Source organism: Ensifer sp. GW823-FHT05D09 (assembly GCF_058795755.1).
The window spans coordinates 870,517-884,514 of record NZ_JBXAIA010000001.1 but is presented as its reverse complement, the minus strand read 5'-3'; the positions used below and the strand labels follow the sequence as shown (position 1 = coordinate 884,514).

At 63.3% G+C, this 13,998-nt stretch carries 9 protein-coding genes; 3 read left to right on the top strand and 6 right to left on the bottom strand.

Annotation, left to right across the window (positions count from 1 at the left end):
• Positions 1-50: 50 nt before the first annotated feature.
• The gene (locus tag AC1Q80_RS04290; protein ID WP_492359705.1) at positions 51-2,264 is read right to left on the bottom strand and encodes a methyl-accepting chemotaxis protein; all 2,214 of its coding nucleotides are present in this window, start codon (positions 2,262-2,264) and stop codon (positions 51-53) included.
• A gap of 250 nt (positions 2,265-2,514) precedes the next feature.
• Between AC1Q80_RS04290 and AC1Q80_RS04285 the strand changes: the two genes are divergently transcribed.
• Both AC1Q80_RS04285 and AC1Q80_RS04280 read left to right on the top strand, forming a co-directional pair.
• Positions 2,515-3,285, top strand: a complete 771-nt coding sequence (locus AC1Q80_RS04285; RefSeq protein ID WP_173419201.1) for a TlyA family RNA methyltransferase — start codon at positions 2,515-2,517, stop codon at positions 3,283-3,285.
• Positions 3,282-4,532 carry a class I SAM-dependent RNA methyltransferase gene (locus tag AC1Q80_RS04280; protein ID WP_492359704.1) on the top strand — a complete coding sequence of 417 codons (1,251 nt, stop codon included), beginning with the start codon at positions 3,282-3,284 and terminating at the stop codon, positions 4,530-4,532. The genes AC1Q80_RS04285 and AC1Q80_RS04280 overlap by 4 nt, the downstream gene beginning before the upstream one ends.
• A 53-nt stretch (positions 4,533-4,585) precedes the next feature.
• Here the strand turns inward: AC1Q80_RS04280 and AC1Q80_RS04275 are convergent, their stop codons facing one another.
• From AC1Q80_RS04275 to AC1Q80_RS04260, 4 genes are all read right to left on the bottom strand, one after another.
• Positions 4,586-6,796, bottom strand: a complete 2,211-nt coding sequence (locus AC1Q80_RS04275) for a methyl-accepting chemotaxis protein (protein ID WP_492359703.1) — start codon at positions 6,794-6,796, stop codon at positions 4,586-4,588.
• A gap of 337 nt (positions 6,797-7,133) precedes the next feature.
• A complete protein-coding gene (mcpU, locus tag AC1Q80_RS04270) occupies positions 7,134-9,233 on the bottom strand; it encodes a methyl-accepting chemotaxis protein McpU (protein WP_173419199.1) in 2,100 nt (699 codons plus the stop codon).
• A gap of 340 nt (positions 9,234-9,573) precedes the next feature.
• Complete coding sequence (locus AC1Q80_RS04265) at positions 9,574-10,326, bottom strand: crotonase/enoyl-CoA hydratase family protein (protein ID WP_492359702.1); 753 nt, start codon at positions 10,324-10,326, stop codon at positions 9,574-9,576.
• Between the two features lie 11 nt (positions 10,327-10,337).
• Positions 10,338-12,116: an acyl-CoA dehydrogenase family protein gene (locus AC1Q80_RS04260; protein ID WP_492359701.1), complete on the bottom strand. Its 1,779-nt coding sequence runs from the start codon at positions 12,114-12,116 to the stop codon at positions 10,338-10,340.
• 198 nt (positions 12,117-12,314) lie between these two features.
• Here AC1Q80_RS04260 and AC1Q80_RS04255 point away from each other — a divergent pair, with 198 nt between their 5' ends.
• The gene (locus AC1Q80_RS04255) at positions 12,315-13,304 is read left to right on the top strand and encodes a transporter (RefSeq protein ID WP_492359700.1); all 990 of its coding nucleotides are present in this window, start codon (positions 12,315-12,317) and stop codon (positions 13,302-13,304) included.
• A gap of 63 nt (positions 13,305-13,367) precedes the next feature.
• Here the strand turns inward: AC1Q80_RS04255 and AC1Q80_RS04250 are convergent, their stop codons facing one another.
• The gene (locus AC1Q80_RS04250) at positions 13,368-13,811 is read right to left on the bottom strand and encodes a BA14K family protein (protein WP_492359864.1); all 444 of its coding nucleotides are present in this window, start codon (positions 13,809-13,811) and stop codon (positions 13,368-13,370) included.
• Positions 13,812-13,998 lie beyond the last annotated feature (187 nt).

Genomic DNA, 13,998 nt, shown 5'->3' with positions numbered 1-13,998 from the left:
AAAGACAGAGACCCCGGCGCTGAACCGGGGTCTTTTGCTTTGCAATGCGATCAGAATTCCTGCCAGTCGTCCTGCGCCACGGCCGCATTGCCATGTGATATCGGACGTGCGGCACTCGCCGCGCGCACTGGTGCCGCGGGCGCCGCCATCGTGCGCGCCATGGCGCGCAGGTCGCTTGCCGCAGTCGCACCATTCGTTCGACCCGGCAGGGTGAAGCGGGCAATAAGCTCGCGCAGGCGTCCGGCTTCGCTGGCAAGCTGAGCGCTGGCGGCGTTGGCCTCTTCGACCATGGCCGCATTCTTCTGCGTCACCTGGTCCATCTGGTTGACGGCGGTGTTGACTTCGTTGAGGCCCACCGACTGTTCGCGTGCCGAAATGGCGATCGCGTCCATGTGCTGGTTGATCGTGGCGACGTGGCCACCGATCGCCTTCAGTGCCTCGCCGGTATCACGCACCAGCTTGACCCCACCTTCGACCTCGACGCTGGAATTGCGGATAAGCTCCTTGATCTCCTTGGCGGCCTTGGCCGAGCGCTGGGCAAGTTCGCGCACTTCCTGAGCAACGACGGCAAACCCCTTTCCGGCATCGCCTGCCCGCGCCGCCTCGACGCCGGCATTGAGCGCCAGGAGATTGGTCTGGAAGGCGATTTCATCGATGACGCCGATGATGTTGGAGATCTGGCCTGAGGAGCTTTCGATCCGGCGCATCGCCTCCACGGCGCTTGCGACCACGACACCGGATTTGGCAGCGCTTGAATTTGCCTCGCCGGCCACGGCGCGTGCTTCTTCGGCACGCCGGGTCGAGCTTGTAACATTGGCGGTGATCTCGTCGAGGGCCGCCGCCGTCTGCTCCAGCGAGGCGGCCTGCTGCTCCGTGCGCCGGGACAGGTCGTCCGCACTTTCGCTGATTTCGCGCGAGCCGCCGTCGATCGAGCCGCTGGAATCAGCCACCGCTGCCAGCGCATCGCCAAGCCGGGAAACAGCCGAATTCAGATCATGACGCAGTTGTTCGAAGTCCGGCGCAAATGGCTCGGACAATTGGAAGGCGAGATCGCCAGCCGCCAGCCGCTGAAGGCCCCCGGCAAGACCTGAGGTCGCCTGGCGAAGGCGTGCCTGGGCGGCAGCTTCGGCCTCCTCCTGCAGGCGCACGCGCTCCGCATCGGCACGGGCGCGGTTTTCCGCAGCTTCCGCCTCCAGCCTCTGGTTGGCGATCGCCGCCTGCCGGAAGATTTCGACAGCGCCGGCCATCTCGCCGATTTCGTCCTTCCGGCCGGCATAGGGAATAGCGGATGCAGTGTCGCCCTCGGCGAGACGCGTCATCGAACGGGTGGTGGCGACGATCGGTTTGGAAATTGTCCGACCGACGAGGAAGACGGTGGCGGCGATGATCGCGATCGCTGCGAGAATGGCGCCCAGCGCGATCTTCTCCACGAAAGCCTGCATTGAAGCGCTCTCCGTCTCGGCTTCAGCCTTCTCAGCCTCAATCGCGGTCGCCATCTGCTCGAAGATTGGCTCGACGTTGGAGAAAGTCTCGGACATCCGCCTGCGCAACGCAGTCTCGTTCTCGGCCAGCGCGGCGTAGTCCGCAAAGGCAGCCCCATAATTTTTCAATGCTGCCAAGATCTTGGCTTGGTTTTCCTTGCCACCGAACAATTCGGCCGGGAAACCGGCGAAGGTCTTCACCTCCTCGGCATGTTTCTCGACGTATTTGTGATCGCGCCGCATGATGAAGTCTTTCTCGTGGCGCCGCATCGTCAGCATGCTCGCCTGCAGCCCTTTGTCCGAAACGGACTTCAGCGCCTCCTCGATCGCGTGGACCGCGGCCCGCATCGCGCCTTCCTTGCCGGCCGACGGTTCAAGACCGAGTGTGCGATTGGCATCGGCAACGGCCACGAATTCACCGAGGTAGCGTTTGTACCCTTCGGAAATCAGCTTGAGTTGCGCCTGCGTCGACTGGCTGTCGAGCAGGTTGCCGAGCGCGGTGATCGTCCCGTTCGCCTTGGCGGCGACGTCCTGATGCGAAGCGGCATACTTCTCCTCCCGCCGCAGCAGAAAGTCCTTTTCGGCGCGACGATTCTGCAGGAACTGGCTTTCTAGGATCAGGAGCGCCCTGTCCGCGTCGCGATGCACCTGGACCTGCTCACGATACCCCTCCTCGATATCCCGCTCGACGATGAAGATGCCGACGATGGCGAGAATGCCGGCGACGGCGATCGGCACCAGCAGGCCGATACGGTGCGAAAGCCTGAGATGAAAGCGGGGCATGCGGAAACTCCTTGCGCCAGACGGCGTCAGGTCGAGGGATGATCAGATGTGTCGGGAGGTCCGATTAAGGGGCGGAGATCCTGCTTCATGCAGGTTGCGACATTTGGTGAAATTGCCACGCATCATTTAAGGAGGCGTGAATATTAGCCGGGTTTCTTGGGGGTCTTTATTGCTGCGTCTTTCCCGCCGCAAAGCTCGCTTGACAGCGAAGGGGCTTGCCATAAGGCCAGCAAGCCGCCATGAGAGGCACATGTCAGAAGATCGTCAGAATGAAGAACACAAGAACAGGGTCCGCCTGGACCAGTTGCTGCTCAACACGGGACTGGTCGCCAGCCGCGCCCGTGCGCGCGACGCGATCCAGCGCGGCACCGTCAAGGTAGACGGCCGCACGGTCACCAAGCCATCCCTGGCTTTTGCCGAAAGCGTGACCATCACCATCGACGATCCGGCGCAGGATTATGTTTCGCGCGCCGCGCTGAAGCTTGCCGCAGCGCTCGATCATTTCGGGCTCGATCCCTCAGGCGATAGCTGTGTCGATATCGGCGCCTCGACCGGCGGCTTCACAGAGGTGCTGTTGAAGCGCGGCGCCGAGCATGTGGTTGCGATCGATGTCGGCCATGGCCAGATCCATCCGCGCATCGAGAGCGATCCGCGTGTTACCAGCATCGAGGGCCTCAACGCCCGGGCGATGACCGAAGACGACATCGACAACCGCGACGTCACCTTCATCGTTTCCGATGTGTCCTTCATTTCCTTGAAGCTCGCCTTGCCGCCGGCACTCGAAATGGCGCTGTCCGGCGCGCACTGCATCCTGCTTGTCAAACCGCAGTTCGAGGCCGGCCGCGATGCGATCAGCAAGGCGGGCCTCTTGAAGGATCCCGACAGCGCACCCGCTGTTGCCGCCGAACTTGAGCGCTGGCTGGTCGAAGACATGGGCTGGCAAAGCCTTGGCCTCATCCCCTCCCCAATTGCAGGCGGTGACGGCAACGTCGAATTCCTGCTGGCCGGGAAAAAGCCATGAGCACGCAGACCCTGACGATCGCCCGCCTCGGCGCGCAGGGCGACGGCATCGCCGAGACCGAAGACGGTCCGGTCTACGCACCCTTTACGCTGCCGGGCGAAAGTGCTGCCCTTGCGGTCAACAAATCCCACGGCACGCTGATTTCGCTGCGCGAAGCGTCGCCGGATAGGGTCGAGCCGCACTGTCGGCACTTCGGCCCGGATGGCGAGAACGGCACCTGCGGCGGCTGCACGCTGCAACATGCCGGCGATCCCCTCTATCAGACATTCAAGCGCGACCTGGTGATCAACGCCCTGAAGTCGAAGGGCTTGAAGCCGGACGTCGCGCCGCTGATCACAGCCCATCCGGGCGAACGCCGCCGCGCCGTCTTCACCGCCCGCAAGACCGAAAAGGACCTGCTTCTCGGCTTCAACCAGGCGGAAAGCCACCACATCGTCGCGATTTCGGAATGTCCCGTCGCGAGCCCGGGTATTGTCTCGCGGCTCGCCACCATCAGCAAGATCGGTGCGGCCATGGCGGTCAACGCCGAGCCGTTCCGCATCACCGTTCTCGAAACGCTTTCGGGCCTCGACCTCTCGGTCGATGGCATCAAGGGATTTGGCGACCGCGAACGCCGGCGCACGGTCGAGACGGTTCTTGGCGAACGCGGCATTGCTCGCGTCAGCCTCAATGGCGAGATCATCGTCGAGCCGACCAAGCCCATCATCGAATTCGGAGGTGTCGCCGTTTCACCGCCTCCTGGCGGCTTCACCCAGGCAACACTTGCTGCGGAAGAGGCAATGGCGGCGCTGGTGCTCGATCATATCGGCAAGGCAAAACGCGTTGCCGACCTCTTCGCCGGCAGTGGCACATTCGCCCTTCGCCTGGCCCGCAAGGCCCGGGTGCATGCAGTCGAAGGCGAAGACAAGGCGCTGAAGGCGCTCGACTTTGCCGCCCGCAACACGCAAGGGCTGAAGCCGGTTACGATCGAAAAACGAGATCTCTTCCGCCGCCCGCTGATGGCGCAGGAGCTGAAGGTCTACGACGCCATCGTCTTCGACCCGCCCCGCGCAGGTGCTGACGTGCAGTGTCAGGAGATCGCCCGCTCCGGCGTCAAGAAGATCGTCGCCGTCTCCTGCAATCCGATCACGCTTGCGCGCGATCTCGCAATCCTCGTTGCCGCCGGCTATCGCATCACCTCGGTGACGCCGATCGACCAGTTCCTCTGGTCGGCCCATGTCGAGGCTGTTGCCACATTGGAGAAATAGAAAAGGCCCGGATCTCCGGGCCTTTTCTCATTGTTCGTGCCGATATCGCAGCGTTACGCCGCGCGACGACGGGGCGCCGGCGCGTAGGCGCTCTGGGTGTTGCCGAGGTTGAACTGGGCAAGAAGCGCGTTGAGCGAGGCAGCTTCGGAAGCAAGGCCATGGCTCGCCGCCGTCTGCTCTTCCACCATCGCCGCGTTCTGCTGCGTGCCCTGGTCCATGGTGTTGACCGCCGTGTTGATCTCCTGAAGACCCGTCGACTGTTCGCGCGTCGCCGTCACGATCGCGCTCACATGCTTGTTGATCTCTTGGACTTCGGCAACGATCGTTTCCAGTGCCTTGCCGGTATCGCCGACCAGCGTCACGCCGCTGCGCACCTGGTTGCCCGAGGTGGTGATCAACGCCTTGATCTCCTTGGCGGCATTGGCCGAGCGCTGAGCAAGTTCGCGTACTTCCTGGGCGACGACGGCAAAGCCGCGGCCCGCATCGCCTGCCCGCGCCGCCTCGACGCCGGCATTCAGTGCCAAAAGGTTGGTCTGGAAGGCGATCTCGTCGATGACGCCGATGATGTTGGAGATTTCACCCGAGGACTTCTCGATGGCGTGCATCGCATCGACGGCGTTGGCAACGACCTCGCCGGACTTTTCGGCACCAGCCCGGGTGCGGGCGACCAGCGAACCGACTTCCTCGGCGCGGCGGGCGGAGTCCTTGACCGTGGTGGTGATCTCTTCGAGCGCCGCTGCCGTCTCTTCGACGGAGGCTGCCTGTTGCTCGGTGCGGCGGGCGAGATCGTCGGCCGCCGAGCGGATTTCCGTCGCGCCGGCATCGATGCCGCGGGCGTTCGCCCCGACGGCGCAGAGCGTGTCGTGCAGCTTGGCGACCGAGTTGTTGAAGTCGGCGCGCAGGCGATCGAGACGATCGGCGAAGGGATTGTCGATGCGGTAGGCGAGATCGCCCTCGGCGAGACGACCGAGACCGGTTGCCAGACCGTCGACGGCCTGCTGCACTTCGGCTGCCTCACGCGCATCCCGCGCCTGGCGTTCCAGACGCTCACGCTCCGACAGCGAACGGTTCGCATCCGCTTCGTCTTCGAGCTTGAGCTTGGCGATGGTCGCATCACGCAAGACCTGCAATGAACGGGCGAGATCACCGATCTCGTCCTTGCGTTCTGCTTCCGACAGGTCGACATCGGTCTTGCCGGCAGCGATTTCACCGGTGACGCCGATGACCGCTGCAACGCGCTTGCGGAAGCGGGTGGCGAGCGTCCAGCCGACCAGGATCATGATCAGCGCTGCGACGGCGATAACCGCGACGGAGATCATTGCAAGCTGCGAGAGACCGGCAAACACGGTCGCCTGCGGCACCGATACCACGACGTACCAGGTCGTATCCGGCAGAAGCTTGACTGGCACGGCAACGGCGATATGCACCGAGCCATCCGTATGGGTGAGTTCGAGCGCATGCTCGGTCTTGCCCAGAAGCTGCCCCCAGCCGCCGGCATCGAGCCCGGTGTCCTTCAGCGATTTACCGAGGAATTTCTCGTCAGGGTGGCTGATGATGCTGCCGCCCTGGCTGACCAGCGAAACGAAACCGGTACCGAACGGCGCCAGCTTGCCAAGCTCCTTGGAGAGCTGGCCAAGCGCCATGTCGACGCCATCGACGCCAACGAAGGCATTGTCGAGCTTCAGCGGCACCATGATCGACGTCATCAGCACGTCCTGGCCGTTGATCTTGTAGAAGTAGGGCTCGGTGATCATGTCAAGGCCGGTCTTCTTGGGAACCTGATAGTAGTCACCCGCGCCCGGCTTGTCGTAGTCGATCAGCGCCTCGTGGACGATCTGGTCGCCGGAGCGCGCGATGTAGGGGATAAAGCGACCGCTGGCGTCATGGCCCGGCTTGCCGACATATTCCGCATCCTTGCCGTCGAAGGCGTTTGGCTCCCAGGCGGTGCTGAGGCCGACGGCCAGAGGGTTGTCGCCGATCAGCGTCTTCAGCAGTGCGACCGTACCTTCGCGAGATGCGGTGCCACTGTCCTTCATGGCGTAGAGGGCGGAGCGCATGTTGCTGGCGAGCGTCTTCGTCTCTGCGAACCTCGCTTCGACATTGGCAGCACTTGCATAGGCGGCGTTGGTCATCTCCGCGATGCTGCGCTCTTTTAGCTGCTGGTAGGATAGCCAGAACACGATGGCAGCCGTGACCATACAGGTCAAAAGGCCAGTCATTACGATGGCAAACATGTTGCGTGCGGTCGCAGTCTTAAGAATCACCGTTCGTCTCCCTTCGCGCGATCGCTTGAAAAGCGGATCACGAGCAAACTTCGAACGCGTGATGGAAAAGCCAAAACACGCGCAGCGTGAGGCAGGTGTCTGGAACACAGCGCGGCGGTCCTGAGGCGTTTTCAGGAGATGGACCCGATCGGCGGATGTGCGGTGCGAAGTCATTTCGCGGCAATCGGACGGTAGGCCCCGACACTTTATCAAAACGTAAAAAAGCAGAGTTCGAACAACGAATTACGGTTTCCGCGCTGGATTTTCGAGAAGCGGCGTCAAAACGCAAAGACCCGGGGTTGTGCCCCGGGTCTCATTTCGCATCCAGGATGTTTTATTATGCGGCGCGACGGCGCGGTGCTGCGGTCGGCGCGTAGGCGCTCTGGGTGTTGCCGAGGTTGAACTGGGCGAGAAGCGCGTTGAGCGAGGCGGCTTCGGACGCCAGACCATGGCTTGCCGCCGTCTGCTCTTCCACCATCGCGGCGTTCTGCTGCGTGCCCTGGTCCATGGTGTTGACCGCCGTGTTGATCTCCTGAAGACCCGTCGACTGTTCGCGCGTCGCCGTCACGATCGCGCTCACATGCTTGTTGATCTCCTGGACTTCGGCAACGATCGTTTCCAGTGCCTTGCCGGTATCGCCGACCAGCGTCACGCCGCTGCGCACCTGGTTGCCCGAGGTGGTGATCAACGCCTTGATCTCCTTGGCGGCATTGGCCGAACGCTGCGCCAGCTCACGCACTTCCTGGGCAACGACGGCAAAGCCCTTGCCCGCTTCCCCGGCGCGCGCCGCTTCGACGCCGGCATTCAGCGCCAGGAGGTTGGTCTGGAAGGCGATGTCGTCGATGACGCCGATGATGTTGGAGATTTCGCCAGAGGACTTCTCGATCGCATGCATCGCCACGACGGCGTTGGCGACGACCTCGCCGGACTTTTCCGCACCGGCGCGGGTGCGGGCGACCAGCGCGCCGACTTCCTCGGCGCGGCGGGCGGAGTCCTTGACCGTGGTGGTGATCTCTTCGAGCGCCGCTGCCGTCTCTTCGACGGAGGCTGCCTGTTGCTCGGTGCGGCGGGCGAGATCGTCGGCCGCCGAGCGGATTTCCGTCGCGCCGGCATCGATGCCGCGGGCGTTCGCCCCGACGGCGCAGAGCGTGTCGTGCAGCTTGGCGACCGAGTTGTTGAAGTCGGCGCGCAGGCGGTCGAGACGATCGGCGAAGGGATTGTCGATGCGGTAGGCGAGATCGCCGTCGGCAAGACGGCCGAGACCGGTTGCCAGACCATCGACGGCCTGCTGCACTTCGGCTGCCTCACGCGCATCCCGCGCCTGGCGTTCCAGACGCTCACGCTCCGACAGAGAACGGTTCGCATCCGCTTCGTCTTCGAGACGAGCACGTTCGACCGCATTGGCCTTGAAGACGGCGACGGCAGCAGCCATCGAGCCGATCTGGTCGGTACGCTCTTCACCGGGAATTTCGACGTTGTGGTTGCCCGAAGCGAGCTTTTCCATCGCGCCGGTCATGTCGGTGACGGGGCGGATGACCAAACGGTTGAGGAAGGTTGCAAGGAAGACGAGCATGACGCCGACCGCAAGAATGGTCGCGACGGTGGCGGCAATGCGGAACTGATCGATCGCGGAATAGGCGACATCGGCATCGATCACGAAGCCGACATACCATTCGACGGAAGGCAGGCCCTGAACGGGCACGAAGCTGACGATCATCGGCTTGCCGTCGAGTTCGGTGTTCATGATGCCGGAGCTGATCGTCGGTGTGTCGATCGGGAAGGCATCGGCAAGCGTCTTGGTAACAAGCTTGGAATCCGGGTGGACGAGGATCTGACCGTTCTTGCTGGCGAGGAAGGCAAAACCTTCACCGCCGACGTCGATGCCCTTGACCATCGAGACCAGTGTTTCCAGCGAGAAGTCGCTGCCGGCGACGCCGTATAGCTTGCCGTCACGCTTGACCGGGATGGCCGCGCTGATGATGAGTTCACCGGTCGAGGCGTCGACATAGGGCTCGGTGAGGACGCGCGCGTCGGCCTTTACCGCCTGCTGGTACCACGGACGCTGGCGCGGGTCGTAGCCGGCGGGCATCGGATTGTCAGGCCAGGTGATGAACTTGCCCGCCTCGTTGCCGACATAGGTCGACATGAACTCGCTGGTCAGGACGTCGTTCTTGAGGATCGGCTGGACGCCGGCGTCGTCAGCCGCACGGCCGGCGGCATCGGCCACCATCGCCGTCAAGGTGACGCGACCGTTCAGCCACTTGGCAACGCTCTGTGCCGCCTGATCGCCGGAGGACGAAATGTTTTCTTCGACGGCCTTCGTCGTGGTGTCGTACTGGAGGCTGTCGATGTAGACGGAAAAGCCGGCGAAGGCGGTGACAACGACACCGGACGCGGCAACCAGAATGCGCGTCATGAGGTTCGATCGCTTGGACAAGATGGGCTCCTAACAGGGGCCGGCGTGCTTCGCCGGACATGAGCTCTCGATGATTTTCACGCGCAGCATCGCTCAGCCGCCGGAATGGCGGTTGGGGCAAGCCTCGGGAAAACGTTGAACATGCCAAAAGGCGGAAGCGGCCATGCTTCATGCGGCCGGGGCCACCCTCGTGAGGATAGGCCTATCGCGCCGCACGCTAGCGTTTGCTATTTAAGAAGCGATTAAAATTGACATATGCGAGTTCGGGATGCCGGCAGCAACGCGATCTTCACAATGGGACGGCTAGAAGGTCGCCCCCGCCTTTGCATTTCAGGCGCCGAAAACGACGTCTGGCAGAGATTTAGCGGCGCATGAAGGCTTCAAAGGCCGCCCTCGCCTCGGCGCTTTTTAGCTGTGCTGCGAAGTGCTTCGCCTCTTCGTCGATGCGCGCCAACACGTCGCTGCGGTCGCCGCGCACGAGATCGCGGGCAATACGCAGGGCCTCCGGCGGCTTCTTGGCAAGGCGGGCGGCGAGCGACAGGGTCTCGTCTTCGACCGCATCCTGGCCGACGATCTTCCAGATCAGGCCGGCCTCGAGCGCATCACGCGCCTCCAGCGGCTCGCCGGCGGCAAGCAGGGCGAAGGCCCGCTGGTGGCCCATGACGCGCGGCGCGATCAGGCTCGAAGCCGCTTCCGGCACCAGAGCCAGATCGACGAAGGGCGTCTTGAAGACCGAACGGGCAGAAGAGATCGTCAGATCGCAATGCAGGTGGATCGTCGTGCCGATGCCGATCGCCAGCCCGTCGACACCGGAGACGACCGGCTTGGCCGCGCTCGCGAGAGCCTTCAGAAAATCGATGACCTCCGTACCCATCGAGCCGCCCATGGCAAACGCCAGGAAGTCGGCCATGTCGTTGCCGGCGGAAAAGCAGCCGTCCGTGCCGAGAAACGCGGTGACGCGAACGGCCGGATCGCTACCGGCGACGGTCAAGGCATTGGTCATCTTCGCGTACATGTCGCGCGTGATGGCATTCTTCTTTTCCGGCCGGTTGAGGCGGATGAGCTGAACACCGGGATAGGCGTCCGGACGCTCGACGAGGACGTGGTCGGTCATGATATTTCCTCTCAACCCAAGACAGCACGTGCGGCAGCGAGGCTGTCGGCACCGGTAACGACACGATCCTTCAAGGCGGAGGTTTCCGCCAGCATGTTTTCGGCGGCGAACCGGCTGAGCGCGATGCGCTGCTCGTCCTTGCCGTCAGGCGCTTCGGCAAGACCACCCTTGGCAAGGTAGGCGCCGGTCAAAGCGAGGCCGAACAGGCGCTGATAGGCAGTGGCGCCTGCCAATGCCTCTGAGAGCTTGCCGGCTGACACGGCCGCGAGCAGCCATTCCGTCGCATCGGAGAGATCGTCAAGCGCTGCATCGAGCCGCGCGGCCGTCGCGCCGAAACCTTCGCGGTTGGAGGCGCTGACCGCAGAAGCGATCTCGCGCAGCTCGGCGACGAAGCCGCGGACATGCTCGCCGCCCGAAAGCGGCAGTTTGCGGGTGACGAGATCGATCGCCTGGATGCCGTTGGTGCCCTCGTAGATCGGGGCGATACGTGCATCGCGCAGGTAACGGGCGGCCCCCGTCTCTTCGATGAAACCCATACCGCCGTGGACCTGGATGCCGAGCGAAGCAACGTCGACGCCGGCATCGGTGGCGAACGACTTGGCGATCGGCGTCAGCAGGCTGGAACGCTCCTGCCAGTACGTCGCCCTGGCGCCGTCAGCGTGGCCCATGTCCACCGCATGGGCACAGGCGTAGGCGATGGCGCGCGAACCTTGCGTCAGGGCCTTCATCGTCAGCAGCATGCGGGCGACATCCGGGTGCTCGATGATCGGGCTCATGCCTTGGCCGGACCAGCCGGGTGCCTTGCCCTGCGTGCGTTCCTTGGCAAAGGCGATAGCCTTCTGGGTGGCGGCGTCCGCGATCGCGACACCCTGCATGCCGACCGCAAGCCGGGCGTTGTTCATCATCGTGAACATGCAGGCAAGGCCGCGGTTTTCCTCGCCGATCAGGTAGCCGATCGCACCCCTCTCGGCGCCGAACTTGCCGTCGCCGTAAATCATCGTGCAGGTCGGTGAACCGTGGATGCCGAGTTTGTGCTCCAGCGAATGGCAGAACAGATCGTTGCGTTCGCCGAGCGAACCGTCGTCATTCACCAGGAATTTCGGCACCAGGAACAGCGAAATACCCTTGGTGCCCGCAGGCGCATCCGGCAACCGCGCGAGCACAAGATGGACGATGTTGTCGGTAAAGTCGTGTTCGCCCCAGGTGATGAAGATCTTCTGGCCGAAAATGCGGTAGGTGCCGTCGTCGCGGCGCTCGGCCCGAGTCTTCAGAACACCGAGATCGGAGCCGGCATGCGGCTCCGTCAGGTTCATGGTGCCGGTCCACTCGCCGGAGACCATCTTCGGCAGATAGGTCGCCTTCAGCGCCGCGGAGCCGTGCTTCTCCAGCGCGTCGACGGCACCCATTGTCAGCGTGGGCCCGAGCGCGAAGGCCATCGAGCCGGCATTCCACATTTCCATCGCCGCGACATGCAGCATATGCGGCAGGTTCTGGCCACCGAATTCTTCCGGCGCCGTTAGCCCGTTCCAGCCGCCGCCGATCCAGTTGTGGTAGAGATCGCGCCAGCCATCCGGTGTCTGGACCTTGCCATCGACGAGGCGCGAACCCTGCCTGTCGCCGACGTCGCCGAGCGGCGCCACTTCCTCGGTCGCGAACCGTCCGGCCTCCGACAGGATTGCATCGACGAGGTCTTCGCCGAGATCGCCGAGGGCGCCGCTTTCCAGCGCGCCAGCCATGCCGGCCACGTGCTTCAAGGTGAACGCAATCTCGTCAACGGGTGCCTTGTACATGATGATCCTCCCAGATTCCGGGCCGCTCACGCGGCCGCCGGCGCATCTTCGTTTGGCCGAACACTATTGATTTTTACGTAAACGTCAACGTCAATTCAGACCACCATACGATGGCTGCCGGCGCAGGCCGCACCGTAACAAAACTGTCATCAACGGCGCATAGAAGCCAGTAACGATGGCTCTCGCCAAGGCGTTCACATGAACCTGATTTCCCCAGAAATACCCGGCCTTGTCTGGGCCTACCGCTTCCTGCCGGGCGAAAGCCGATGCCAGCGCATCGCCAACGATGCCTCGATCGACGGACTGCTGAAGGGCGACGGCTGGATCTGGCTGCATCTGGCGCTGTCGGACGCGCGCACGCCAGGCCTGATCGAGCGGATCGGCAACCTGCCACCGGCGGCCGTGACGACGCTGACGAGCCACGACACCCAGGCCGCCATCACCGTGTCCGACGACGTCGTGCATGGAACCCTGGTCGATTTCGAGCGTACGTTCGACGCGGTGACGAAAACGATCGGCTGGCTGCATTTCGCCGTCAGCGACAAAGTGATCATCACCACCCGGCTGCACCCGCTGCGCAGCATCGACCGAGTGAAGGCCGCGGTCGAAAAAAGCACCAAATGCGCACGGCCGATCGATCTGTTCGAAATGCTGGTGGTGGAATTCCAGCGCACGCTGATCTCGTTGGTGCTGGAACTGACCGAAGAGCTGAACGTTATCGAGGACCACGTCTATGGCGAGGCCGGCCACCGTCAGCAGCCGGGCCTGGCGCCGCTACGCCGGACCGTCGTTCGCCTTCATCGGCACCTGCGCACGATCCTCGCCCTGCTTCGGCGCGCCGGCGCGTCGGAGGAAGACGAGGTGCCACCCGGCTTCATCGACGTCACGGAGCGCCTTTCGGATCGGCTGGAGGCTGTCGACCGCGACGTCTTCGCGCTGCAGGAGCGCGCCCGACTGTTGCATGAGGAGATCGACAGCAAGATATCCTCGGAAACCAACCGGCACCTCTACATCCTGTCACTGATGACGGCCTTCCTGCTGCCCCCGACGCTGGTCACCGGCTTTTTCGGCATGAACACGGGCGCGCTTCCCTTCGCCGACGGCAGCGGCACGCTGTACGCGGCGCTGTTCATCGGGCTTTCGATGGGCCTTGCCTGGTGGATCCTCCGGCGGATCGGCATTCTCTGACCTTGCCGACATGAGAAAGGCCGGAGATTGCCCCGCCTTTCTCATCGTCTATTTCCCTAACACTCAGCTGTAAGGCGAGTAGCACTGCCGTCGCGGAGCGCCATAGGGCTGATAGGTGTTGTCGTAGGCACGATAAGACCGATAGCGGTCATAGCACCACTGCACGTGGCGGCTGCCATAGGCAGGAGCGGGACGCTCGTAGCGCGGCGGCTGGGCGATCGCACCGCCGACGATCACGCCGGTGCCGAAGGCGGCCATCGGGTACCACCAGCCATCGTAGTAGCGATATCCGGGCCTGCGATAGTTATAACCGCGATAGCCATTATAATAATAATATCCGCCGCGGCGTTCGTAGCCGGGTCGGCGATACTGGATCTCGGTTGCGTCGCTCAGGCGTTCGACTTGGCGCTCGACACGCGGCGGAGCCGGTATGAAAGCCTGGGACGGCGCGGCCGACGTCATCAAGACTGCCGAAGCAATCACTGTGGCGAACCAATTGCCCGTCATTGTTCTCATATAACCCTCCATAAGAGCCATGCGCGCTTCCGGCGCCTGCGAACCACCATCACGAGTTCTGTGCGATCTCATCCCGTTTCGGCACCGCGCGCCGGCGTCGCCTGATCGAAAGAAGCGAAATCGTCCATCAACGCCTAAGTGACGGGTTTTGTTCCATGATCCGGAACGAAAAATCGCG